Annotated in this window: 21 protein-coding genes; 14 read left to right on the forward strand and 7 right to left on the reverse strand. The window is 76.0% G+C overall.

The genetic code is table 11. From position 1 onward, the window contains the following. Positions 1-316 precede the first annotated feature (316 nt). The 5 genes from panD to NRO40_RS27080 all read left to right on the forward strand — a co-directional run bounded on the left by panD (position 317) and on the right by NRO40_RS27080 (position 6005). Complete coding sequence (panD, locus tag NRO40_RS27060) at positions 317-745, forward strand: aspartate 1-decarboxylase (protein ID WP_058941137.1); 429 nt, start codon at positions 317-319, stop codon at positions 743-745. A 917-nt stretch (positions 746-1662) separates the two neighbouring features. Further along, entirely contained in the window at positions 1663-2946 is a 1284-nt protein-coding gene (locus NRO40_RS27065) for a transglycosylase family protein (protein WP_058941136.1), read from the forward strand. Positions 2947-3146: 200 nt separating this feature from the next. Continuing rightward, positions 3147-4028: a (2Fe-2S)-binding protein gene (locus tag NRO40_RS27070; RefSeq protein ID WP_257375537.1), complete on the forward strand. Its 882-nt coding sequence runs from the start codon at positions 3147-3149 to the stop codon at positions 4026-4028. A gap of 51 nt (positions 4029-4079) precedes the next feature. Further along, positions 4080-5546 carry an SDR family NAD(P)-dependent oxidoreductase gene (locus NRO40_RS27075; RefSeq protein WP_058941135.1) on the forward strand — a complete coding sequence of 489 codons (1467 nt, stop codon included), beginning with the start codon at positions 4080-4082 and terminating at the stop codon, positions 5544-5546. A 282-nt stretch (positions 5547-5828) separates the two neighbouring features. Beyond that, positions 5829-6005 (forward strand): hypothetical protein, encoded by a 177-nt coding sequence (locus tag NRO40_RS27080; protein ID WP_198549282.1) that lies wholly within the window; start codon positions 5829-5831, stop codon positions 6003-6005. A gap of 308 nt (positions 6006-6313) precedes the next feature. Here NRO40_RS27080 and NRO40_RS27085 read toward each other — a convergent pair whose 3' ends face one another. The 3 genes from NRO40_RS27085 to NRO40_RS27095 all read right to left on the reverse strand — a co-directional run bounded on the left by NRO40_RS27085 (position 6314) and on the right by NRO40_RS27095 (position 9350). Next, entirely contained in the window at positions 6314-7762 is a 1449-nt protein-coding gene (locus NRO40_RS27085; protein ID WP_058941134.1) for a lipase maturation factor family protein, read from the reverse strand. Between the two features lie 80 nt (positions 7763-7842). Further along, entirely contained in the window at positions 7843-8394 is a 552-nt protein-coding gene (locus NRO40_RS27090) for a DUF1990 family protein (protein ID WP_058941133.1), read from the reverse strand. Further along, the gene (locus NRO40_RS27095) at positions 8391-9350 is read right to left on the reverse strand and encodes a YndJ family protein (protein WP_079046881.1); all 960 of its coding nucleotides are present in this window, start codon (positions 9348-9350) and stop codon (positions 8391-8393) included. The genes NRO40_RS27090 and NRO40_RS27095 overlap by 4 nt, the downstream gene beginning before the upstream one ends. A gap of 189 nt (positions 9351-9539) precedes the next feature. Between NRO40_RS27095 and NRO40_RS27100 the strand changes: the two genes are divergently transcribed. From NRO40_RS27100 to NRO40_RS27110, 3 genes are all read left to right on the forward strand, one after another. Next, positions 9540-10796, forward strand: a complete 1257-nt coding sequence (locus tag NRO40_RS27100; RefSeq protein WP_058941132.1) for a DUF6777 domain-containing protein — start codon at positions 9540-9542, stop codon at positions 10794-10796. A gap of 107 nt (positions 10797-10903) precedes the next feature. Next, on the forward strand, positions 10904-13048 hold the full coding sequence (locus NRO40_RS27105) for a SpoIIE family protein phosphatase (RefSeq protein ID WP_079046880.1): 2145 nt from the start codon (positions 10904-10906) through the stop codon (positions 13046-13048). Positions 13049-13275: 227 nt separating this feature from the next. Next, positions 13276-14136: an Fpg/Nei family DNA glycosylase gene (locus NRO40_RS27110; protein ID WP_058941131.1), complete on the forward strand. Its 861-nt coding sequence runs from the start codon at positions 13276-13278 to the stop codon at positions 14134-14136. Positions 14137-14596: 460 nt separating this feature from the next. On the opposite strand, the gene NRO40_RS27115 is transcribed toward NRO40_RS27110, so the two are convergent. After that, the gene (locus NRO40_RS27115; protein ID WP_058943909.1) at positions 14597-14959 is read right to left on the reverse strand and encodes an anti-sigma factor; all 363 of its coding nucleotides are present in this window, start codon (positions 14957-14959) and stop codon (positions 14597-14599) included. Between the two features lie 98 nt (positions 14960-15057). On the opposite strand from NRO40_RS27115, the gene NRO40_RS27120 reads away from it, so the two are divergent. From NRO40_RS27120 to NRO40_RS27135, 4 genes are all read left to right on the forward strand, one after another. Further along, positions 15058-15801, forward strand: coding sequence for a LytR/AlgR family response regulator transcription factor (locus NRO40_RS27120; RefSeq protein WP_058943908.1), 744 nt, complete (start codon positions 15058-15060; stop codon positions 15799-15801). A 165-nt stretch (positions 15802-15966) separates the two neighbouring features. Continuing rightward, positions 15967-16365 carry a hypothetical protein gene (locus tag NRO40_RS27125; protein WP_058943907.1) on the forward strand — a complete coding sequence of 133 codons (399 nt, stop codon included), beginning with the start codon at positions 15967-15969 and terminating at the stop codon, positions 16363-16365. A 9-nt stretch (positions 16366-16374) separates the two neighbouring features. Next, a complete protein-coding gene (locus tag NRO40_RS27130; RefSeq protein ID WP_058943906.1) occupies positions 16375-18108 on the forward strand; it encodes a sodium/solute symporter in 1734 nt (577 codons plus the stop codon). Beyond that, on the forward strand, positions 18105-19307 hold the full coding sequence (locus NRO40_RS27135) for a sensor histidine kinase (protein ID WP_058943905.1): 1203 nt from the start codon (positions 18105-18107) through the stop codon (positions 19305-19307). The genes NRO40_RS27130 and NRO40_RS27135 overlap by 4 nt, the downstream gene beginning before the upstream one ends. A gap of 54 nt (positions 19308-19361) precedes the next feature. On the opposite strand, the gene NRO40_RS27140 is transcribed toward NRO40_RS27135, so the two are convergent. The 3 genes from NRO40_RS27140 to NRO40_RS27150 all read right to left on the reverse strand — a co-directional run bounded on the left by NRO40_RS27140 (position 19362) and on the right by NRO40_RS27150 (position 21902). After that, the gene (locus NRO40_RS27140; RefSeq protein ID WP_058943912.1) at positions 19362-20462 is read right to left on the reverse strand and encodes a carboxylate-amine ligase; all 1101 of its coding nucleotides are present in this window, start codon (positions 20460-20462) and stop codon (positions 19362-19364) included. Between the two features lie 155 nt (positions 20463-20617). Beyond that, positions 20618-21100: a hypothetical protein gene (locus tag NRO40_RS27145; RefSeq protein ID WP_058943904.1), complete on the reverse strand. Its 483-nt coding sequence runs from the start codon at positions 21098-21100 to the stop codon at positions 20618-20620. Between the two features lie 193 nt (positions 21101-21293). Beyond that, positions 21294-21902 (reverse strand): sigma-70 family RNA polymerase sigma factor, encoded by a 609-nt coding sequence (locus tag NRO40_RS27150; RefSeq protein WP_058943903.1) that lies wholly within the window; start codon positions 21900-21902, stop codon positions 21294-21296. A gap of 259 nt (positions 21903-22161) precedes the next feature. Between NRO40_RS27150 and NRO40_RS27155 the strand changes: the two genes are divergently transcribed. Next, entirely contained in the window at positions 22162-23340 is a 1179-nt protein-coding gene (locus NRO40_RS27155) for a CapA family protein (protein WP_058943902.1), read from the forward strand. A gap of 104 nt (positions 23341-23444) precedes the next feature. Then, positions 23445-24329: a polysaccharide deacetylase family protein gene (locus tag NRO40_RS27160; protein WP_058943901.1), complete on the forward strand. Its 885-nt coding sequence runs from the start codon at positions 23445-23447 to the stop codon at positions 24327-24329. Positions 24330-24367 lie beyond the last annotated feature (38 nt).

Consider the following 24367-nt stretch of genomic DNA (forward strand, 5'->3'; position numbering starts at 1 on the left):
CTGCCCCATAGCGGTGCGTAGCCGGCCCTCGGCCGACCGCCCGCGCTCCTGACCGCCGCCCAGGCCGCCGGAGTGACAGTCATCACGGACGTCCTTCGGGGGTGCTGCGTAGGCTTGTGCAGTCGTCGCGGTCCGGAAGGCGGGCGCAGCTCTCCCGTGTAGTCGCGTCACGACGCGTTCGAACAGTCGGCAAGTGGTCAGCGTCAGTCCTGAGAGACCTGGGACACTGCCCCGACACGCGACTCGTTGTAAGGTAGGAAAACCGCCCTTGACCTGCAAGAACGCAGGCAGGGAGCCTATGTCCGGGAGTACCTCGATGATGCGCACCATGTTCAAGTCCAAGATCCACCGGGCGACCGTGACCCAGGCCGACCTGCACTACGTCGGCTCCGTCACGATCGACGCGGACCTCATGGACGCCGCCGACCTCCTCCCCGGCGAGCTCGTCCACATCGTCGACATCGACAACGGCGCCCGCCTGGAGACGTACGTCATCGAGGGCGAGCGCGGTTCCGGTGTCATCGGGATCAACGGCGCCGCCGCGCACCTGGTGCACCCCGGCGACCTGGTCATCCTCATCAGCTACGCCCAGGTCGACGACGCCGAGGCCCGGACCCTGGTGCCGCGCGTCGTCCACGTCGACGCCGCGAACCGCATCGTCGAGCTCGGCTCCGACGCCTCCGCCCCGGTCCCGGGCACGGACACCGCGCGCAGCCCCCACGCCGTACCGGCCGCCCGGGTCTGACCCACCGCGACAGGTGGGCCCCGGCCCGGCCGACAGGCCGGACAGCCGGCGGCAGCCGACCGGGCCCGAGCGGCCAGGCGACCGGCCGGACGGACAGCCGATCGATCGGTCAGCCGGCCGCGGACAGTCGACCGATCGACAGGGCTGGCGCGCGGCGTGGGCGCCCAGCCCACGGGCCGGGCGCGTGGCCGGGACGTGGCGGCGCGTGGCCGGGACCTGCCAGGCGCGTGACCGGGACGTGGCGGGTGCGCGGCCCGGGCATGGCGGGTGCGTGACCACGTAGCGTGCGCGTGGCCGGGACCTGCCGGGCGCGTGGCCGGGACGTGGCGGACGTGCATGGTCCGGCCGTGCGGGGGAACGCGCAGCACGAGAACCCCGACCGGGAGCGACGACGACCCCCTGGGGGAGGCCATGACCGAGCCCCGACCCGACCCCGTGCCGCCCATGCCGGACCCGGCGCCCGCACCGCAGCCCGGGCCCGCACCGGAGCCACCCGGCCCCGGGCCCGTACCGACCCCGCCGCCGCATCCGGCGCCCGGGCCGGTCCCGACGCCCGACCCGGTGCCCCAGCCCCCCGGCCCCGACCCGGTGCCGTCGCCCGACCCGGGCCCCGGACCCCTCTCCCGCCCGTGACCGGGCCGCCGACGCGCTGCCGGGACCCGTCCCGCGCGTGACGGTCCGCCCGGCGCCGCCGCCCCCCCGTGTGACCCCACCACGGGAGCGGTGCACGTACGCGACGTGCGGGTGTCGGCGTACGGCCGGACGGGCCCCTGTGCTGACGGTCCGTCTCGCCGTAGTGCCACGAGGCCACTTGAGAGACAGCCCGCGCCCCATGCGCCCTGTGCGCCCCCTTGCCACGGCTTGCCGCGCGCCCCTAGCTTGGGCGGCTGCTGACCTGTGCAAGGGGGGAACCACCCATGGCCGTACGGGGACGACACCGCCGGCACCAGCCGAGCCGTCTCAACCGCGCTTCACTGACCGCGGTCGGCAGCGCGGGCATCGCGCTGCCGCTGATCGGCGCGGGCACGGCACACGCCGCGTCGGTCGACGTCTGGGAGAAGGTCGCCGCCTGCGAGTCCACCAACCGCTGGCAGGTCAACACCGGCAACGGCTACTACGGCGGGCTCCAATTCAGCCAGTCCACCTGGCAGGCGTACGGCGGGACCCGCTACGCCCCCCGTGCCGACCTGGCCACCAAGGACCAGCAGATCGCCGTCGCCGAGAAGGTGCTCAAGGGACAGGGCCCCCGCGCCTGGCCGACCTGCTCCCAGCGGGCCGGGCTCACGCGCGGCGGCGAGAAGCCCGACGTCACCCCCGACGGCCGCGCCGACCGCCGCGACCGGCTCGCCGCCACACCGACCACGATCCCGAACCAGCGCCGCGAGAGCTACACGGTCGCGCGCGGCGACACCCTGTCGCGGATCGCCGCGCAGAAGCGCGTCCAGGGCGGGTGGCAGCGGCTGTACGCGCAGAACCGCGCGGTCATAGGGGACGACCCCGACCTGATCATGCCCGGACAGCGGCTGGCGCTGCGCGGCGCGCCGGGCGGTACGCGGACCGAACCGTCGGCGCGGGCAGGCAGCAAGCCCGAGGCGCCGAGCACGAAGCCCACGGCGCGGGGTGCCGGGCCCACGCTGAAGGCCCCGGACAGGGCGGCCCCCTCGGCGCGGCCGAAGCCCCGGCCGAGACCGCAGTCGACGGCGCAGAAGCCCGCGCCCCGGCCGGTGGCGCAGAAGCCCAAGGCGAAGCCCCGACCGCAGGCCGTGGCGAAGCCGGTCGTCGCCAAGAGCCGCACCGGCACGCTCAGTTCCCCCGTCGACGCCAGTCCGGGCACCGCCTACGGCAAGCCCGGCTCCGCCTGGTCCTCCGGCTACCACACCGGCGTCGACTTCCCGGTGCCCACCGGCACCTCCGTCAGGGCCGTCGCGACCGGCCGGGTCGTCTCCGCCGGCTGGGCGGGCGCGTACGGCTACCAGGTCGTCATCCGGCACGGCGACGGCAAGTACAGCCAGTACGCCCACCTGTCCGCGCTCACCGTCCGGGAGGGGCAGACCGTCGGCAGCGGCCAGCGCATCGCCCGCTCGGGCTCCACGGGCAACAGCAGCGGTCCGCACCTCCACTTCGAGGTGCGCACCGGCCCCGGATACGGCTCCGACGTCGATCCCCTCGCCTATCTGCGCCGCGGCGGCGTGTCCCTGTGAGGTTTCCGGCGGCCCCGTAGGGGCGAGCGGCCCCGACGCGGCCGCCGGGTCCACGTGAGCGAGAACGGCCGTGCCGCGTACGGGAGTACGCGGCACGGCCGTCGCGCGGTCCGCGTCCCGTACGGGCGTACGGTGCCGTGGTGCGCGCCGCTACCGTGGTCCCCGCCGGGCGGTCCGGCACGCCAGGGGAGGAGCACGGGATGGCAGCGGAGGCACGGCGGCTCACGGCCGTCGAACTACGGACCCTGAGCGACGTGGGCGGCTTCTTCGTCCTGCCCACCGCGCCCCCGGCCCCCGGCACGTACGTCCCCCTCGCCGACGCCTACGCCGCCCCGGCGGCACCCGTCGCCACCGCGGCCACGCGGCGGGACCCGGCGGCCCCCGCCCTCCCCCCGGCCGTCCCGGCCACCGCGCCGGTTCCCGCCGCCCCCGCCGCCGGCCCCAAGGGCGGTGGCGGGGTGCCGCCGCTCGTCGCCCGGGTCGCGCGCGTCGCCGAGCGGCTGGGGGCGCCCGAGTACCGGGTCGCCGCGTCCATCGCCCAGCTGGGGCTCGCGGCGCGGCTCTGGTCGGTGACCCTGGGCTCCGCCGCCCTGTACGGCGTCGTGCCCGACGTGACGCCCGCCTCCCTGCACTGGGACCCCGCGCGCTCCACGCCCGAGGATCTCTGGTGGGCCGGGACCGCCACCCGCCCCGGTACCCCCGCCGCGCTGCGGGAGGTCGTCCAGGACGGGCACCTGGTCCCGCTCGGCGAGGCCCTGCGCGCCGCCGGGCCCGTCTCCGCCCGGCTGCTGTGGGGGAACGCCGGCTCGGCGCTCGGCGGCGCCGTGCGCGAGCTGACGGGTTGGGCCCGCCGTCACGGTCGCCCGGAGGTGGCCGGGCGCGCCGCGGAGCTGGCCGCGGGGCTGCTGGACCACCCCGATCTCGGCGGCGTCCTCGACGGGCCCGCGCTGCGGCGGCGCACCTGCTGCCTGTACTACCGCTGCCCCGGTGGGGGACTGTGCGGCGACTGCGTCTTCGACCGGCCCCCGCGACGGACCGCGGCGGGGGGCCCGGGTTTGGCGGCGGGACGGTCGGCTCCGTAGAGTGCCCCTTTTGAGACGTGGCAAACGAGTGATCGAGGAACGGCAGCGGCCATGACGGTGACAGAAGAGAACCAGGCGTACGGGCCGGGCATCGACCCCGAGCGCCTGGCCGTCTGCCTGAGCGTGCTGGAGGAGCTGGACGAGCTCGACGTCGACCACCCCGACGCGATCACCGTGCGGCGGGCCACGGCCGGCATCTACCGTTCGGTCAAGCAGCGCCGCCGCCAGGAGCGCCGGGCCGCCAAGACCGCCCACGACCGCGCGGTGACCGAGGCGACCGCGACCGGCTCCGCCGAGCGCATCGACGACGAGACGCAGGGCCTGCTGCCCAGCTCGTCCGCGGCGGGCGAGGTCGCCGGCATTCTCCAGCGCCCCCGGTCCTGCTACATCTGCAAGACCCGGTACGTGCAGGTCGACGCGTTCTACCACCAGCTGTGCCCGTCGTGCGCGACCGAGAACCGGGCCCGCCGCGACGCCCGCACCGACCTGACGGGCCGCCGCGCGCTCCTCACCGGCGGCCGCGCCAAGATCGGCATGTACATCGCACTGCGCCTGCTGCGGGACGGCGCGCACACCACGGTCACGACGCGGTTCCCCAACGACGCGATCCGCCGCTTCAAGGCCCAGCCCGACAGCGACCAGTGGATCCACCGGCTGAAGGTCGTCGGGATCGACCTGCGCGACCCGGCGCAGGTCGTCGCCCTCGCCGACTCCGTCGCGGCGGCCGGCCCCCTGGACATCCTGATCAACAACGCCGCCCAGACCGTCCGCCGCTCCCGCAGGGCGTACAGCGAGCTGCTCGGCGCCGAGTCGGCGCCGCTGCCCGCGGGCGAGCTGCCCGCCTCCGAGGTCATCGGCACGTTCGGCAGCGGCGCGGTCGACAGCGTGGCCGCCCTGCCCTCGGCGCGCGGGGGCGACGGCCTCAGCGCCCGGGACGTCACGGAGCTGGCCCTCGTCAGCGGCTCGGCGACGCCGGAGCGGATCGCCGCGGGCACCGCCATCGACGCGGGCGGCCTCGTGCCGGACCTGGCGCCGGTCAACAGCTGGATCCAGACCGTCGAGGCCGTCGACCCGGTCGAGCTGCTCGAGGTCCAGCTGTGCAACTCCACGGCGCCGTTCATCCTGATCAGCCGCCTCCGCGCGGCGATGGCCGCCTCGCCGGCCCGCCGCAAGTACGTGGTGAACGTCTCGGCGATGGAGGGCGTCTTCAGCCGCGGCTACAAGGGCGCCGGCCACCCGCACACCAACATGGCGAAGGCCGCGCTCAACATGCTGACGCGCACCAGCGCCCAGGAGATGTTCGAGACGGACGGCATCCTGATGACGGCCGTCGACACCGGATGGATCACCGACGAGCGCCCGCACCCCGACAAGATGCGGCTCGCCGAGGCCGGCTTCCACGCCCCGCTCGACCTGGTCGACGGCGCCGCCCGGGTCTACGACCCGGTCGTGCGCGGTGAGGCCGGCGAGGACCTGTACGGCTGCTTCCTGAAGGACTACGCGCCCGGCAAGTGGTGACCGGCCGAACGGCCCAGAGCGACATCGACACGGAGTGCCCCGAACGGGGCACTCCGTGTCGCTCTGTCCGGAAGTCGATGGTGTGACGCGTTCCATCGAGCGGAGGCGCGCTCATGTGGTTACTCTGAGGCGAACGGTCGGCTGACGGGGATCCACGAAAACCCCTCGGGCCGACCTGGGGACCGGCCTGCCACCTAGGTCGCGGCCCACCCCGGAGACCGGCGCCACCGCGACCGAACGGCAGAACACGATCCATAGGTTCGCGACACTAAGGAGTGCGCGGTGACACCAGAAACGACCAAGCGGGAACCGTCGGCGGGGTTCCCCGAACGGTCCCCCCGGTCCACCCGGTCGGATGAGCTCGGCAGCCTGGAGGTGTGGGCCCGCTCCGCACCGATCCGCCTGGCGGGGTACGAGGACGACCTCGCGGAGCCGCACATCCTGCCCGGCATCGACTGAGCCGGCATCGACCGAGCCGGCAAGCGACGGCAACCCGTCCCGGCCCCGGTACCGGCCGCACCCGGCGTCGACCGGGCCCGGTACCGACGCGGCCGCGGACCGGAAGCGCGGCAGCCCCGTGCCCCCGCCCGTGACGGCGGGGGCACGGGGCTGTCCCGCCCGGCGCCGACACGGGAGAGCGGACCGGACGGGCCTGCCACCGAGGGGGCAGACGGGCGGGCCGAACGTCATCGGCATCCGCTCGGCCCGCCGCACTGCCGCTGAAAGGTAGCGGACACCGCCCTCCCCGACCAGCTTTGACCAGCGCTTCACGGAGCGCGCCCGCGCCGGCTCCCCGTCCGCGACCCCAGCCGCGTCGGCGGCAGGTACTCGCGCACGAGCGTGCGGTGCCACCACGCGCCCGTCGTCCGCAACTCGCGCCAGGTGGTGAAGCGGTAGCGGTACAGGCGCGCCCGCACCAGCGCCGGCGGGCCGTCGGGGAAGGGGTTGTGGCGCAGCAGCCGCAGGGTGTCGCGGTCCCCGTCGAGGAGCCGCTCGACGAACGGGCCGAACCACCCGGCCGCGTACGCCGGGGAGAGCGCGGCGAACCACATCATCCAGTCCAGCCGCAGGTGGTACGGGGCGAACTGGCGCGGCAGCCGCCGCACGTCGCCCGGCTTCCCGCGGAACCCGTACTCCCGCCACACCGTCCCCTCGCGGGCCGTGGGCTCGTCGGTGCCCTCGACCACGATCTCGTACCGGACGCGGCCGACGGTGCCGAAGGCGCCGTAGGTGTTGACGAGGTGGAGGGGGTCGAAGGAGCGGTTCATCGCCTGGCGCCGCGAGAGGAGGTTGCGCACCGGGCGGACGCTGAGCGCGAGGACCAGCACGGTCACGGCGATCACCAGCACGCCGTACCAGAGCGGCGGCGCGGGCAGCTGAGGCGGGGCGGCGACGAGGGAGCCGTCCACGGCGGAGAGGGCCAGGACGATGGTGATCCAGTTCAGCCAGGCGAAGTTGCCGGAGGCGACGAGCCACAGCTGGGTCAGGACGACGAGCCCGGCCGCGACGGTCGCCACCGGTTGCGGGGTGAACAGCAGCACGGGGACGGCCAACTGCGTGACGTGGTTCGCCGCCGCCTCCACCTTGTGCAGCGGGCGCGGCAGGTGGTGGAAGAACCAGCTGAGCGGGCCGGGCATGGGCTGCGTCTCGTGGTGGTGGTACAGGCAGGTCAGGTCGCGCCAGCAGCGGTCGCCGCGCAGTTTGATCAGTCCCGCGCCGAACTCGACGCGGAACAGCAGCCAGCGCAGCAGCCACATGAGGAGGACCGGGGGCGCGGTGCGGTCGTTGCCGAGGAAGACCGCCAGGAAGCCCGCCTCCAGCAGCAGGGACTCCCAGCCGAACCCGTACCAGGTCTGGCCCACGTTGACGATCGACAGGTACAGCCCCCACAGCACCGCCCACAGGAGCATCGCGACGGCCAGCGGCACCGCGTCACCCGCGCCGGCCGCCAGCGCCAGCGCGAGAGCCGCGCCGGTCCAGGCGCAGAGCGCGAAGAAGCGGTCCGAGTAGTGCAGCCGGAAGAGGCTCGGCGCCCGGCGCGCCGGCACCCGCCGCAGGAAGTCCGGTACCGGCAGCATGCCCCGCTCGCCGATGAGCGCCCGGAACTGCAGGGCGGCGCACACGAACGCCACCAGGTAGACCAGGGCGAGGCCCCGCTGGAAGGCCAGGCGGCCCAGCCAGTGGTCGGACGAGGCGAACCAGGGGAACCACTCCATCCCCTCCAGTATCAGCCGCGCGCGACCTCCCGCGTCAGCCGCGCGCGACCTCCCGCGTCAGCCGCGCGCGACCTCCCGCGTCAGCCGCGCGTGACCTTCCGCAGCGTCCGGCCGAGGCGGCGCGCGTACCACCGCTGGACCACCGGTACGAGCGGCCCCGCCAGACGGGTGTACCAACGGGCCGGGCGGCTGAAGGCGGTGACCTCGAACCACACCGTCCCGTCGGAGCCCAGCTCGACGACGAACGCCTCCTCGCCGCACTCGGGGTGCCCGGCGAGCGTGCCGTACGCGAAGCCGACGCGCCGCTCCTCGGACACGGTCCGGACGACCTCGCACGGGACGGCGTACGCGAACCGACCCGCGCCCACCGCCACCCGCAGGCGCACGCCGGGCGCGGCGCGGACCGCGTCCGTGTGGACCCGGGCGCCGGACGCGCGGTGCATCCGCCAGGTGGTGACCGCGGTGCCCGCCGCCTCGAAGGCGGCCCGGCCGCGGCCGATCGGCTCGCGGTGGCGCAGGTGGTGGTAGCCGTCGGGGAGGACGGCGAACCCGGTCGCGCCGACCTCCGGGTAGGTGAGGCCGGGCGGCGGGCCGCCGGGGGTGGTGCCGGTGCTGCGGATGAGCCGGGTCATTCGGGGACCTCCAGGGGATCCGGGGCCGCGGTGGCGGTGGCGGGGGCGGGGGAGGGCGGGTGGGCCGGGGGGTGCGTGCCGCGGGCCGGGCGGCGGGGCTCGGGGCCCGGGGCGTCGTGACCTGTCCGGGGCTGGGGTCCCGGGGCGCTGGCGAGGCGCCGCCAGGCCAGCAGCGAGCAGAGGGCGAAGCCCAGGGCGTTGGCCACGCCGTGGGTCGCCGCCATCCACGCCAGGCTCGGGTGCGGCCACCCGGTCGCCTCGCCGAGCGCCCAGCTCAGCGCCAGCAGCATGGTCGCCACGAGGACGGCCGCGGAGACGGCGAGCAGCGCGCCGGTGAGCCGGTCCCGGACCCGGGCCCGCACGTCCCGCCAGGTGAGCAGCCCCACCGCCCACATCCCGGCGGTCAGAACGACGGCGCCCGCCAGCTCGGCCCAGTCGTCGACGAAGTACCCCAGGAGGACCAGGAGCGTGCCGAGGGGGACGCTCAGCGCCGCGAAGGCGCTCAGCGGACGGTCCCCGGTGGCGGCCCGGACCAGCCCGGCGACGAGCGCGGCGGCGAACCCGGCGAAGTGGAAGTGGGGCACGGTCAGGTCGAGGATCGCCAGGTCGAACCCGAGGAGCGGGTGGCCCAGGCGCTCGGCGACCAGGGCGGTCGCGGCGACCGCCGGGCTCACCAGGGCCGTCAGCAGCGCCACCTCGCCGGGCGCCAGGGACCGGGTCCGCGCCAGCCGGCGGGTCGCGGCGACCGCCAGGAGGAGGGTGCCCGCCGCGTAGCAGCCCGCGAGGGCCGTGGCGGGCGCGCCGCGCGGCAACCACAGGGAGACGGCGCCCGGGACCGCGAACAGCGGCCACAGCCGGCAGGCGAGCGCCGTCTCCGGCGCCGCCACCAGGCGCAGTCCCAGGGGGACCACCACAAGCATGCCGAGGACCACGACCAGGTCCACCAGGACGGTCACCGCGCCACCCCTCTCTCATGGACTTGAACGTGTTCAACAAGCAGGGTCAGCCTAGTGGTCGCGGTTGAACATGTTCAAGTCCGGGGGTGGCGGGTGGACCGGCCACGGGAGGCCCACCCCGGTTGCGGCCCGCCCGCCGGTCCGGCAGACATGGAGGAACGTGTCCGGTCGACTCCTGGGAAGGGCGGGATGCATGTGCCGTCACCCACACGCCGTTCCCCCGCGGCGCGCCCGCGGCGACCCGCCGCCCTCGTCGCGGTCGCCGTCGCGGGACTCCTCGCCGCCGGCTGCGGCGCCGACGACGGCGGCGCGCCCGCACCCGGGGTCCCACTCGCCACCGATCGCGTCCCCCTCCTCCAGCAGGCCGCCGCGCCCGGCCCGGACCCCTTCACCGCCTCGACCTCGCTCACCGCGGACGTCAGCCCCGGCGGCTCGCCGTCCCCCGCCGCGTCCACCACGCCCGGCGGCCCCGGCGGCCCCGGCGGTCCCTCGGCCGCGGTCGCCGGCCCGGAACAGCCGCTGCGCGCCGTCGACGGCGCGACGCCCGGTCTGTACGGGGGCACCCACTCGCTGCCCAGCTGCGACGTCGAGCAGCAGACGCGCTTCCTCACCGCCGACAAGGCCAAGGCCCGCGCCTTCGCCCAGGCGGCCGGGGTCACACCGGCCGGCCTCGGCACCTGGCTGCGCGACCTGACGCCGGTCATGCTGCGCGCCGACACCCGCGTGACCGGCCACGGGTACCGGGACGGCGTGGCCGTACCGTACGAGGCCGTGCTCCAGACGGGCAGCGCCGTGCTGGTGGACCGGTACGGGGCGCCCCGCGTGCGCTGCGCCTGCGGCAACCCGCTGCGCACACCGGCCGACCCGCGGCGCCCGACGGCCCACCGCGGACAGGCGTGGCCCGGGTACCGCGCCGACCGCGTCGTGCTCATCGGCCCCACCCAGCAGGCCCTGGACCGGCTCGTCCTGGTGAACGTCCTCAACGACACCTGGCTCGAACGCCCGACCGGCAGTCGCGGCGAGCGTGACCGCGAGCCCGAGACGCCCCCGGCGTACGAGCCGCGCGAGCGCCACGTCGCCGACGGCCCACCGTCCGACGGCACCGTGCCGGAGGGCGCGGCGCCGGACGGGACGTCGCCGGAGGCCGGCGTACGGCCGTTTGTCCCGCCGGCGCCGGTCGCGCCTGAGGCGCCCGAGGCGCCCGGGACCCCGGAGGCGCCCCCGCCGCCGGCCGGTGAGGGTGACGCGCCACCGGACGGTACGGTGCCCGACGCCCCGGAGCCGGACGGCTTCACACCCGACGGGGAGGCCCCGCCCGACGAGGCGGGTGACGGGGTCGGCGAGGTGCCGGAGGTGTCACCGGACGTGCCGCCCGACGCGCCGCAGCCCGAGGCGGGACCGACCGACGCGCCGTCTGGCCCCGACGTCCTCGACGGGCCGTACTGAGGTGGGGTCCCGGCTCCGCCGACCGGCCGGGAACAGGAGGAACGATCCCTCCGCCCCGGGCTTCCGCTGAGGTCGATAAAACCGACAAATGATGGCAGAGTGGCTCCATGGTTGATCCGGCAGCGGATGCCCTGTCGCTTCCCGAGGACTGGCCCGCCCACCCGGATCTGAGCCTGTCCCTCAACCGCATGGGCAGCTTCGACTGGGACCTCGACACCGGTCTGATGCACATGGACGAGGTCGCCCTCGACGTGTTCCAGACGGACCCCGCCGAATACGACGGCAGACCGGAGAGCCTCGGCCGGCGGGTCCCGCCCAGCGAGTCCGTCCGCCTCGACGGCATGGTCGCGCAGGCCCTGAAGAACGGCAGCAGCCACTACGGCGCCTACTTCCGCATCCGCACGCGCGAGGGCGGACTGCGCTGGACCCACACCCAGGGGTTCATCCGGCGCGACGCGAACGGGCGGCCCCACCGCATCATCGGCATCGTCCGCGACGCCACACAGGAGCTCGCCGAGTCGACCACCCGGCTGGAGGTCGACGCCGAGCGCCGCCGCCAGACCAGCGTCGTCGAGTCCACCACCGCCGCGCTCGCCCACGCCCGCACCGTCCAGGACGTCATCGACGTGCTCAAGGACTCCCAGGGGCTGGAACACCTCGGCGCGACCAGCGTCGTCATGGGCCTGCTGGAGGCCGGCCGCATCCACCTCGTCGCCGACGGCCCCGAGGACTCCTTCGTCCCCGGCACCCGCTACACGCGCGTGGACGAGGAGTACCCCATGAGCGAGGTCGTCCGGACCCTCGCCCCCCGCTTCATCGAGTCACCCGAGGACTTCGCCACCTCGTACCCGGTCCTCTGGCCCCACATCACCCACCTCGGCATCACGTCCGCCGCGTACCTGCCGCTCATCGCCCAGGCCCGCCCGATCGGCGCCATGGGGCTGCTGTACAGCGACAAGAACGGCTTCACGCCCGACGAGCGCAACGTCCTCGTCGCCCTTGGCAGCAGCATCGCCCAGAGCCTCCAGCGCGCCATGCTCTTCGAGCAGGAGCACGACCTCGCCGAGGGCCTCCAGCAGGCCATGCTCCCGCGGCGCATCCCGGAGATCCCCGGCGCGCAGGTGGCCGTCCGCTACCGCGCAGCGCGCCTGGGCCGCGACGTCGGGGGCGACTGGTACGACGTCATCCCGCTGCCCGGCGGCCGCGTCGGCGCGGTCATCGGCGACGTCCAGGGGCACGACACGCACGCGGCGGCCGTCATGGGCCAGCTGCGCATCGTCCTGCGCGCGTACGCCGCCGAGGGCCACACCCCGGCCACCGTCATGGCGCGCGCCTCGGTCTTCCTCCGCGACCTGGACACCGACCGGTTCGCCACCTGCACCTACATGGAGGTCGACCTCGCCACCGGCGTCGTGCAGGCCGTACGGGCGGGTCACGTCGACCCGCTGCTGAGGGACGCCGACGGCAGCTGCCGCCGGGTGCCGGTGCAGGGTGCCCTGCCGCTGGGGCTGTCCGCCGAGTTCGGCGCGCTCGACTACCCCGTGAGCGTCATCGAACTGGACCCGGGGCAGACCCTCGTGCTGTACACCGATGGCCTGGTCGAGCAGCCCGGATCCGACCTGGACGAGGGCATGCAGTGGCTCACCGCCCTCGTCCGCAACGGGCCCGCCGACCTCCAGAACCTCGCCGACCTCCTGTGCGACGTGGTCGACGAGCGCGGCGGCGACGACGACGTGGCGATCCTGCTGCTGCGCCGCCGCGGCGGCTACACCCCGCAGAGCGGCGGCAGGCTCCAGCAGCACGTCGCCCAGAACGACCCCGAGGCGCTGCGCTCAGCCCGCCACATGATCCACGCCGCCGTACGCGCCTGGGGCGGCCGGGAGCGGGCCGACGAGATCCAGCTGGCCGCCGACGAACTGGTCACCAACGCCCTGCTGCACACCGACGGCGGCGCCATCGTCACCCTGCGGATGCTCACCGGCCCCGAGCGGCGGCTCCGCGTCGAGGTCGAGGACCGCTCCAGCGCCCTGCCCCGCCGCCGGGACACCGGTGCGGAGGGCGTGTCGGGCCGCGGCCTGCTGCTCGTGGACCAGCTGGCGGACGTGTGGGGCGTCGAGTCGCGGGGCGGCGGGAAGTGCGTCTGGTGCGAGTTCGCCCTGCCGGAGCGGTTCGGCGACGGCGGCGGCGCGCGGCGGGACCCGGGGACGGCGGGGCGACGCCGATCGGGGACGTGGCAGCCCAGGGAGGGCTGACGCCGGAACGGGGACGGCGCGGGGGAGCGCCGGGGCCGGGGCGTCGGGAACGGGGGTTCCCGGGACGGGGGCCGGGGGCCGGGGGCGTGAGCACCCGGGCCGGAGGTGCCGGGACGGGGTGCCGGGGCCGGGGGTGCCGGGAAGGGGAGAGCCGGAGCCGGGGTCGGCCGTGCACCCGCGGAGCGTCCGGTGAGGCGCGCCGCACCCTCCTGCGGCAGGCTGGGACCATGCCCGAACTGCCCGAGGTCGAAGCGCTCCGCGAGTTCCTCGACGTCCACCTGGTCGGCAAGGAGATCGCCCGCGTCCGGCCCGTCGCGATCAGCGTGCTGAAGACGTACGACCCGCCGCTCGACGCCCTCGACGGCGCCACCGTCACCGCCGTCGGCCGGCACGGCAAGTACCTCGACGTCACCGCGGGCGGCCTGCACCTCCTCGTCCACCTCGCCCGTGCCGGCTGGCTCCAGTGGCGGGACGACCTGCCGACCATCCCGCCCCGCCCGGGCAAGGGGCCGCTCGCGCTGCGCGTCGCGCTGAGCGGCGGCGACGGCTTCGACCTGACCGAAGCGGGCACCACCAAGCGGCTGGCCGTGCACCTCGTCCGCGACCCCGCCGAGGTGCCCGGCGTCGCCCGGCTCGGCCCCGACCCGCTCGCCGGGGACTTCGACCGCGACGCGTTCGCCGCGCTCCTGGCGGGGGAGCGGCGGCAGGTCAAGGGCGCCCTCCGCGACCAGGGCCTCGTGGCGGGCATCGGCAACGCCTACAGCGACGAGATCCTGCACGCCGCCCGCATGTCGCCCTTCAAGCCGGTCCACCACCTCACCGACGACGACGTCACCACGCTCTACGAGGCGCTGCGCACCACCCTCGCCGACGCCGTCACCCGCTCCCGCGGCATCGAGGCGGGCAGGCTCAAGGCGGAGAAGAAGAGCGGGCTGCGCGTGCACGGGAGGACCGGCGAGCCCTGTCCGGTGTGCGGCGACACCATCCGCGAGGTCTCGTTCAGCGACTCCTCGCTCCAGTACTGCCCGACCTGCCAGACGGGTGGCAAGCCCCTGGCCGACCGCCGCCTGTCCCGCCTGCTGAAGTAGGCCGCCCGAGCCGCCGCCACCGCGCGTCCGGGCCCCCGCGCCCCCGGCACCCGCCTCCCCGCCACCTGCAACCCCCGGCACCCGGCCCGGGCCCCCGGCGGGGCACGGTCCGCCGCGGGCGCCCCGCAACCCGCCCGGCGCCGCCACCGTCCGCCGTACCACCACCCCACAGCGGCCACACGCCGTGCCGTACCGCGCCCGCCGCCCGCCGTGCCGCGCCCGCCCTGCCCGTACCGGCCCGCGCCTCCCGCCGTAGCCGCCCGCCCGCCTTGCCCGCCGTACGGGAGCGCCGCCCGCCGTACCGCGCCCACCCGCCCTACCGCCGCGCCCGCCGCCCGCCCGCCTTGCCGCCGTACGGGAGCGCCGCCCGCCGTACCGCGCCCACCCGCCCGCCGTACCTCCGCGCCGGCCGCCCGCCGTGCCGCGCCCGCCCGCCGTCCCGTGCCCGTCGTGCCGACCGTCAGGCCCCGGGGGCCCGGCCGCGCACCAGCCACCGTCGCACGTGGCGGCCCGGCGCACCCCACGTGGTGGGGCGCCACGCGCGTGACCGTCCGCCGCGCGGGCGGAGCACCACCAGCCGTACGCCCACCGACCGCGCGGCTGCGGGCCGGGCGCCGCGGGGCGCCGCCCGGCGCGGCGGCGGGGCCAGTGGCGCGCGGCCGGTCAGCTGGGCCAGGGCCCGCGCCACCTCGGCGAACTCCGCCAGCCGCGCCGCGCACGCCCCGCACCGCGTGAGGTGCTCGGCGCAGCACAGCGCGTCGTACGGCTCCAACGCGCCCAACGCGAAGGCGCCCACCGCGTCGTGCCGCTCCGGCCGTGCCATCGCCCCTCGCTCCCGTGCTCGCCCGCCCCGCCCCCGCGCCGACCCGTACGTACCGCGGCCGCTTCTCGCTCAACGGGCGCCCGCCTACACTCCGCCCCATGCTGCGCGTACTGGCCGTCGACGACGAGAAGCCCGCCCTGGAGGAGCTGCTGTACCTGCTGCGCTCCGACCCCCGCGTCCGCAGCGCCGAGGGCGCCACCGACGCGACGGAGGCGCTGCGGCGCATCGGCCGCGCCCTGGAGGCGGGCCCCGACGGACCCGACGCCATCGACGTCGTCTTCCTCGACATCCACATGGCGGGGCTGACCGGCCTCGACGTGGCGCGGCTCCTCGCGGGCTTCGCCCGGCCGCCGCTCGTCGTGTTCGTCACCGCCCACGAGGGCTTCGCGGTGCAGGCGTTCGACCTGAAGGCGGTCGACTACGTCCTCAAGCCGGTCCGCAGGGAGCGCCTCGCGGAGGCCGTCCGCCGGGTCAGCGACCTCTCCGAGCCCGCGCCCGCCGGCACGGTCGCCGAGCACGTCCCGGTGGAACTGGGGGGCGTCACCCGCTTCGTCGCGGTCGACGACATCGCGTACGTCGAGGCGCAGGGCGACTACGCCCGCCTCCACACCGACGGGGGCAGCCACCTCGTCCGCATCCCGCTGTCCACGCTGGAGGAGCGGTGGGCGGCGCGCGGCTTCGTCCGCATCCACCGCAGCCACCTGGTCGCCCTCGGCCGGATCGACGAGCTGCGGCTCGACGGGGGCGCCACCACCGTACGGGTGGGCAGCGCCGAGCTGTCGGTCAGCCGCCGCCACGCCCGCCAACTGCGCGAGCTCCTCGCCCGGCACGTCCGCGGCTGACCGCGGCTGACCGCGGCCGTGCCCGGGGGCCGGTCGCGGAGGGGGAGCCACGCCCCGACGGCCGGTATGACGATCCGCTTACCCGTCGGGCCGTTGTCTGCGTACACTCCACCGACCGAACCCCTCCCACCACCAGGGCCCCACCACTCCCGACCCCGGACACCGATGTCTCCAGAGCCGCAGCCCGCGCCGCGCCCCCGCCGCGAGACCGTCACCGGAGTGCCCCGCTCCGGACGCCGGCCGCCGGGGCACGCGCCCGCCCGCTCCGAGATCAGCGAGCAGACCACCCTCGGCCACACCTACGTCCGGTCCCTCATGCGCAGCCAACTCCGCGCGGCCCTGCGCGCGCTCGCCACCCTCGTCCTGCTCGTCGGCTCCCTGCCGCTGCTCCTCGCGCTGCCCGGCGCGCTCGCCCCGCACGGCGCCGCCCCGGCCCCGGGACTGTTCGTCTGGGCCGCCCTCGGCGTCGGCGTCCACCCCGTGATGTGGCTCGTCGCCCGCTGGTACGTGCACCGGGCCGAGCGCAACGAGCGCGACTTCACCGGCCTCGTCGAAGGCAGGTGACGCACACCGGTGAACCACACCTACGCGGTGGCGGCGGTCGCCGCCGTCGTCCTCGCCACCGTCCTCATCGGCTCCCTCGGCCTGCGCATCTCCCGCACCACGTCCGACTTCTACGTGGCCTCGCGGACCGTCGGCCCCGGTCTCAACGCCGCCGCCATCAGCGGCGAGTACCTCTCCGCCGCGTCCTTCCTCGGCATAGCCGGGCTCGTCCTCCTCCAGGGCCCCGACATGCTCTGGTACCCGGTCGGCTACACCGCCGGATACCTCGTCCTGCTCGTGCTCGTCGCCGCCCCGCTGCGCCGCTCGGGGGCGTACACGCTCTCCGACTTCGCCGAGGCCCGCCTGGAGTCCACCCTGGTCAGGAGGCTGGCCAGCCTCTTCGTCGTCGGTATCGGCTGGCTGTACCTGATGCCCCAGCTCCAGGGCGCGGGGCTCACCCTGGAGATCGTCACCGGCGCGCCCGGCTGGGTCGGCGGTCTGCTCGTCGCCGTCGTCGTCACGGGCGCCGTCGCCGCGGGCGGCATGCGCAGCATCACCTTCGTCCAGGCGTTCCAGTACTGGCTGAAGCTGACGGCGCTCCTCGTGCCCGCCCTCTTCCTCGTCACCGCCTGGATCGGCGACGACGCGCCGCGCGCCCGGTTCGACGCGCCCGCCGTCCTGCGCGAACACACCACCGTCCGCCTCGCCGACACCGTCCGCGTCGCCGTCGACGCCCCGCTGACCGTCACCGTCTCCGGCGCGGTCGACGCGGTGGTCCACGACGGGCGGCCGGTCACCCTCGCCGCCGGCACGCACCGCATCGAGGCCGGCACCACGCTGGGCTTCCCGCCCGGCGCCCACGTCCCCGAGCGGGTCGCCGACGGCGACGACCCGCTCGGCTGGTCCCGCTCCCTCGCCGGCGTCCGCGACGGCCAGCAGCTGTACGCCACCTACGGCCTGATCCTCGCCACCTTCCTCGGCACCATGGGCCTGCCGCACGTGGCGGTGCGCTTCTACACCAGCCCCCACGGCCGGGCCGCCCGCCGCACCACCCTCGTCGTCCTCGGCCTGGTCGGCGCGTTCTACCTGCTGCCGCCCCTCTACGGAGCCCTCGGCCGCGTCTACGCGCCCGAACTGGCCCTCACCGGCGCCGCCGACGCCGCCGTGCTCGTCCTGCCCGACCGGGTCGTCGGCGGCCTGGCCGGCGACCTGCTCGGCGCCCTCCTCGCGGGCGGCGCGTTCGCCGCCTTCCTGTCGACGGCCTCCGGGCTGACCATGTCGGTGGCGGGCGTCCTCACCCAGGACGTGCTGCCCTCCCGGGGCGTACGCCACTTCCGCCTCGCCACACCGCTCGCGATGGCCGTGCCGCTGGCGCTCGGCGCCGTCGCCAGCAACGTGCCCGTCGCCGACGCGGTGGGGCTCGCCTTCGCGGTGTCGGCGTCGTCGTTCTGCCCACTGCTCGTCCTCGGCATCTGGTGGCGCCGGCTCACCCCGCCCGGAGCCGTGGCCGGTCTCCTCACCGGCGGCGGCGCCGCGCTGACCGCCGTCATGGCGACGCGCGCCGGGCTCGCCCCCGACGGCTGGCCGCACACCCTGATGGCCTGGCCCGCCGTCTGGTCGGTGCCGCTCGGCTTCGTCACCATGGTCTGCGTCTCGCTGGCCACCCCCCGCCACGTCCCGCCCGGCACCGCCGCGATCCTCGCCCGGCTGCACCTGCCCGAAGGGCTCGTCGGCCGCCCCGAGACCGAGGGGGCCGTCCGGTGACCGGGACGCTCCTCGCCGCGCTCGCCGCCGGCGGGGCGCTGCTGACGGCCGCCGGCTACGCGCTCGGCCGGCTGGCCGCCCTGCGGGCCGGACGCGACCGCCTCGACCTCGGCACGCCCGTCGAACGCGCCACCTTCCACACCCTGCACACCGCGTCGCTCGCCGCGCCGCCGCTGCGGGCGGGACTCACGGAGGACACCGCCCGCAAGGCCGCCCGCAGGCTCCGTCCCCTGCTCGGCACCGAGGCCCTCGCCCTGACCGACCGCACGGCCGTGCTCGCCTGGGACGGCTCCGGCGCCCACCACGCCGACCAGGTGATGGAGCGGGTCGCCGAGGTCCTCGAAACCGGGCGCGGGCAGAGCCTGCGCGCCGTGTGCGAGGACCCCGGCTGCCCCCTGCGCTGGGCGGTCATCGCCCCGCTCACCGGCGAGGAGGGCGTGGCCGGCGCCCTCGTCGCCTACGGGTCGCACGAGTCGGCCGTCCTCGTGCGCGCCGCGACGGAGGTGGCCCGCTGGGTCTCCGTCCAACTGGAGCTGGCCGAGCTGGACCTGTCCCGGACACGGCTCATCGAGGCGGAGATCCGTGCCCTGCGCGCCCAGATCTCCCCGCACTTCGTCTACAACTCGCTCGCCGCCATCGCGTCCTTCGTCCGTACCGACCCCGAGCGGGCCCGGGAGCTGCTGCTGGAGTTCGCCGACTTCACCCGCTACTCCTTCCGCCGGCACGGGGACTTCACGCGGCTCGCGGACGAGCTGCGCTCCATCGAGCAGTACCTCGCCCTCGCCGGCGCCCGCTTCGGGGACCGGTTGCAGGTGACGCTGCAGATCGCCCCCGAGGTGCTGCCGGTCACCCTGCCGTTCCTGTGTCTCCAGCCGCTCGTGGAGAACGCCGTCAAGCACGGCCTGGAGGACTCGCGCACCACCTGCCGGATCACCATCGCGGCGCAGGACGCGGGCGCCGAGGCCGTCGTGACCATCGAGGACGACGGCGTCGGCATGGACCCCGCCGTCCTGCGCGCCATCCTCGCCGGGGAACGCCCGAGGGCCTCCGGGATCGGTCTGCCCAACGTCGACGAGCGGCTGCGCCAGGCGTACGGGGACGACTACGGGCTCGTCGTCGAGACGGGCGTCGACGCGGGCATGAAGGTCACCGTCCGCATCCCCAAGTACCGGGCGGGCGTCCACCCCGACGCCCCGTAGGAGCCATTCCCGCCGGGCTCCGCCGGGGTCGGGCGGGCCGGGCGGGGTCGGGTGCTACAGCGCCGTCCACGGGGTGGCGGGGTCGGCGCGGCGGCGCTGCCGGTCGGCGCCCGTGCCGTGGGCGAGCACCGCCTCCACCAGCGCGGTCACCTCCCGCGCGTCCCCGCTCGCCTCCAGCGCCGGCCGCACCCGGGTGAGCAGCGCCCGCACCGCCTCGGCGGCCGGGACGCGCGCTCCGGTCACGGGGTGGACGGCCGGACCGCGCAGCCCGTGGCGGGCCGCCGTCCACAGGGCCGCGGCCAGCATGTGGTCGGGCGGGTCCGGCGCCGGGCGGCCGCGGGCGACGGCGTCCAGGGCCGAGGTGACCAGCGCGCGGGTCAGCCCGGCCTGCAGGACCGCCTCGTCGACGCTCGGCGTGACGTCCGCGACGCGCACCTCGACGGTCGGCAGGTGGTGGGAGGGGCGCGCCAGCCAGTACGCGTTGGCCGCCCGGACGGGCAGGACGCCGGTCCCGCGCAGGGCGGCGACGGTGCGGTCGTAGTGCGCGGCGGAGGTGAAGCGGGGCGGGATCTGGTGGGTCGGCCAGCGGGCCAGGACGAGCGTGCGCCAGCTGGCGTGACCGGTGTCCGCGCCCCGGTGGTAGGGCGAGTTCGCGGAGAGCGCGAGCAGCACCGGCAGCCAGGGCCGCAGGTGGCCGAGGACCGCGACGGCCGTCTCGCGGTCCGGTACGCCGACGTGCACGTGGCAGCCGCACGTCTCGGTCTCGTCCGTCAGCCGTCCGTACAGCCGGGCCATCTGCCGGTAGTGCGGCGTGGGCGTGACCGTACGGGCCGGGGCGGCCATGGGCGCGGTACCGCTGGCGAGCGGCCGCAGCCCCGCCTTGCGCGCCGCCCGGTCCAGCCGCGCCCGCGCGGCGGCCAGTTCCGTACGGAGCCGGGCGAGGTCCGTGCAGACGTCCGTGGCGGTCTCCACCATGGTCGGTAGCAGCTCGCGCTGGAACTCCCGGCCCCCGCCGCCCTCCGGCCGGGGCCGGGCCCGGTCCGCGGCCAGTACGTCGTCGCACCCGCCCACGGGAGCGCCGTCGACCGCGTCGACGAGGAGGAACTCCTCCTCGACGCCCACGGTCACCCCGCGCGGCACGGGAATCGCGACCATCCAGACCACCACTCCCGCCCCAGCCGTCCGGTCCTCGCGCTCGCTGCGGACGCCGGCGGGGCCGGCGGCCGCGACCAGGATGACCGGCACGGACGCCCGGGGGCAACAGCGCCTCCCCGGCCCCGGCCGGACCGCGCGGCCCCGGCCGGTCCGGCTCAGTACAGGTGCAGCGCCAGATGGCCCAGTGGCAGGCCCAGCTGCCAGGAGGGCAGCCACGCCTGCGCGGACTCGTCGACCACGAGCCCCGTGGCGGGCGGCGCGGGCAGGGCGCCGAGGTCGGCGGCGAGCAGCAGGGTCTCCTCCAGCAGCCGCCAGGTCTCCAGCGCCAGGACCACCCCCGGCTCGCCGTCGCCCTCGCGCGCCCGCCGCTCGGCCAGCCGGGCGCGCACCCAGTCCTGCCACGGATGGTCGTACGAGGTGCGGTCCAGCCACTCGTCGAGCTGGTCCTCGGGGGCCGCGCCGTCGCTCAGGTAGATCGTCAGCGCGAGCGTCCGGCGCCCCGCCACGTACTCCAGGGAGCCGGTCTCCACCAGCCCGCCCGTCCGCAGCAGCTCATCGGCCAGGTACTCGGCACACAGCCAATCCATCGGGACGGCCAGACCGCCCCCGCCGGTGCCGTTCGTGCTCTCGGGCCGCAACGTTCCCACCTTCTCCCGGACGTTCTTCCGCGCGTAACTCGGCCACGCACCCCTGAAAGACGAGCCTCCACCGAAAGGCGGGGCGTGCGGCCGCTCTTTGCACAACTTGACGGTGTGGTTTCGCATACGTTCCCGTCCGTGCCGTTACGCGCGGGAAGGAACACATCCGGTGCGCCCGCAGGGGCGGGCGGGCTCAGCCGCCGGCGCGACCCGCGGGGGACAGCCCGCCCCGCCCCACCGCGCCGTTCCCCGTCGCGCCGTCGCCCACCGTGGCGGGGAACGCCCGGCTGTAGCCCGGCAGACAGCGCCCGAGGGCCCGCAGCGCGTAGTACGAGCGCGACTTGACCGTTCCGGCGGGTATGCCGAGCCGTTCCGCGGCCTCGCTGACGGACAGCCCGTCGAAGTAGATGCGCTCCAGCACGTCGCGGTGGGCCGGGCTCAGCTCCGCCACCGCCGCCCGCACGTCGAGCGCCGCCACCGCCGACTCGGTGGCGTCCGCCGGGTCGGGCGTGGAGGCCAGCACCCCGTCGCCGATCTCCGTCGGGCGCGCCAGCCGGGAGCGCCGCGCGTCGATGGCCAGCCGCCGCGCCACGGTGAACAGCCACGGCCGCATCGACGCGTACGGCGCCTCGAACGCCTCCGGATGCTGCCACGCCCGGACCAGCGTCTCCTGGAGGAGGTCCTCGGCGCGCTGCTGGTCGCCGTAGGTGAGGCCGAGCAGGTAGTTCAGCAACGCGGGGCCGTGCTCCCGCTGCAGCTCCTCCAAGGCCCGCTCGTCCGTGGTGGTCGTCGCCGTCGTCATCGTTCACTTCCCTTCCCGCCGGCTCCAGGACCCAGAGCCGTATCCGAGCGCATCGGGGGCCGTGGGGACAGGCGACGCACCGAGGCGTGCGGCGAGCGGTCGCACCGAGCGGCGAATGGTGCGGCGAACGGTCGGCGGAGGGACATGACCCCCATTCAGTGAATGTGCCACATTTTTCCTATTGCCATACCGCTTGGTGTCTATGTCCTCGATGGATGCAGGGAGCTCACCCGTCCCTTCCGACCCAGGGAGCACACCGATGACACTGCGCGTCCGGCGGACGGCGGCCGTCGCGGCCACCGTCCTGCTCTCCGCGACCGCGGCCGGCTGCACGGAGCCCCGCCCGCCCAGCGCCCCCGCCCCGCCCGTGCACGCCTCCGCCGGCGGCCCCGGCCCCGCCACCCGGCCGTTCACCCTCGCCGCCACCGGCGACGTCCTGCCGCACGACTCGGTCATCCGCCAGGCCAACGTCGACGCGGGCGGTGACGGCTACGACTTCCGCCCCATGCTCGCCGGCGTGGCGCCCGTCATCTCCCGCGCCGACCTGGCCATCTGCCACATGGAGACCGTCTACGGAGAGGACGGCGGCCCCTTCGCCGGCTACCCGGCCTTCACCTCCCCGCCCGAGATCGCCGCCGCCCTGCGCGCCACCGGCTACGACTCCTGCTCCACCGCCTCCAACCACACCCTCGATGACGGCGCCGACGGCATTCGCCGCACCCTCGACCACCTCGACCGGGCGGGCGTCCGCTACGCCGGGTCCGCCCGCACCGCCGAGGAGGCGAACACCCCCACCCTCCTGAAGGCCGGCGGCGCCGACGTCGCGCACCTCGCCTACACCTACGGCACCAACGACATCCCCGTCCCCGCCGACCGGCCGTGGTCCGTCAACCTCATCGACGAGAGCCGCGTCCTCAGTGACGCCCGCGCCGCCCGCGAGGCGGGCGCCGACATCGTCGTCGTCAGCCTCCACTGGGGCACCGAGTGGCAGACCGCCCCCGACCGGCGGCAACTCTCCCTCGGCCGCGCCCTCACGGCCGCCACCACCGGCGGCCGCCCCGACGTCGACCTCATCCTCGGCACGCACGCCCACGTCCCCCAGGCGTACGAGAAGGTCAACGGCACCTGGATCGTCTACGGCATGGGCGACCAGATCGCCGGCCCCATGGTCGACCACTCGGGCGCCCACGACCCGCGCGGCAACGAGGGCACCATCGCCCGCTTCACCTTCACCCCGCCGGCCGCGCCCGGCCGCCGCTGGGAGGTCACCCGCGCCGAGTACCTCCCGCAGTGGTACGACACCGGCAGCAACCGCGTCGTCGACCTGACCGCCGCCATCGCCGCGGGTGACACCGGCCTCGTCCCGCTGCGCGACCGGATCAGCGCCGCGGTCCTCGGCCGCGGGGCCGCGGCCGACGGCCTGGTCCGCGGGCGGTAGGCCCGCCCGCCGGCCCCGGCGCCGCTCGTCCCAACGGGTGCAATCGTCCCGCGCGTCCGGTGTCGCACACCCGATCCAGGGGTCGCCCGTGCGGAGCATTGGTCATGAAAAAGGACCAGATGCCTTCCGGGCGGCGGATGGTGCTGCGCATCGCCGCCGCCCTGGGCGCCACCACCACCGTCGGCCTGTTCGCCGTCGACCGGGCGGCCCCGCCCGGCGCGCCCGCCCCCACCGCGCGCCCCACGTCCCCACCCCGCCCGCACACCGCGGGGACGCCCGCCCCCGCACCCGCCGCGGGTCCCGTGGCAGGGCCGCGCCAAGCCCCCTTGGCGTACCGGCTGCAGCCCATGACGGCGTACGCGCCGCCGCGCTTCCGGCGGGCCCTGCCGCCCGTGCGGCAACGGCCCTTCCTGCGCGTCTCCGGGACCGGCAACACCATGGTGCTGACCTTCGATGACGGTCCGGACCCCCGGTACACCCCCGCCATCCTCACCACCCTGCGGCGCCACGGCGTGCGCGCGATGTTCTTCGTCTGCGGCGAGATGGCCGTCCGCCACCCCGACCTGCTGCGGCGGATGGCCGAGGACGGACACGTCGTCGGCAACCACTCCTGGTCCCACCCCCTGATCCCCAAGCTCCCGCCGTCCCGCATCCGCCAGGAGCTCGGCTCCACGAGCGACGTGATCGAACGGACGCTCGGCTCCGCCCCGCTCTGGTACCGCGCGCCCTTCGGCGCCTGGAACCGGCTGTCCTTCGAGATCGGCGCCGAACTCGGCATGGAGCCGCTCGCCTGGACCGTCGACACCCTCGACTGGAAGGAACCGGGGACGTCGACCATCGTGCGCCGCGTCCTGGACGGCGCGGGGCCCGGCGTCGTCGTGCTCTCCCACGACGCGGGCGGCGACCGCTCGCAGACCGTGCGGGCGCTGCGCACCTACCTGCCGCGGCTCGTGGACGAGGGCTACCACATCACGGTCCCCCGCCGGTGACCCCGGCGGCCGGTGCCCGCGGCCGGCCCGCGGGCACC

It is taken from the genome of Streptomyces changanensis, assembly GCF_024600715.1.
Taxonomy (GTDB): domain Bacteria; phylum Actinomycetota; class Actinomycetes; order Streptomycetales; family Streptomycetaceae; genus Streptomyces; species Streptomyces changanensis.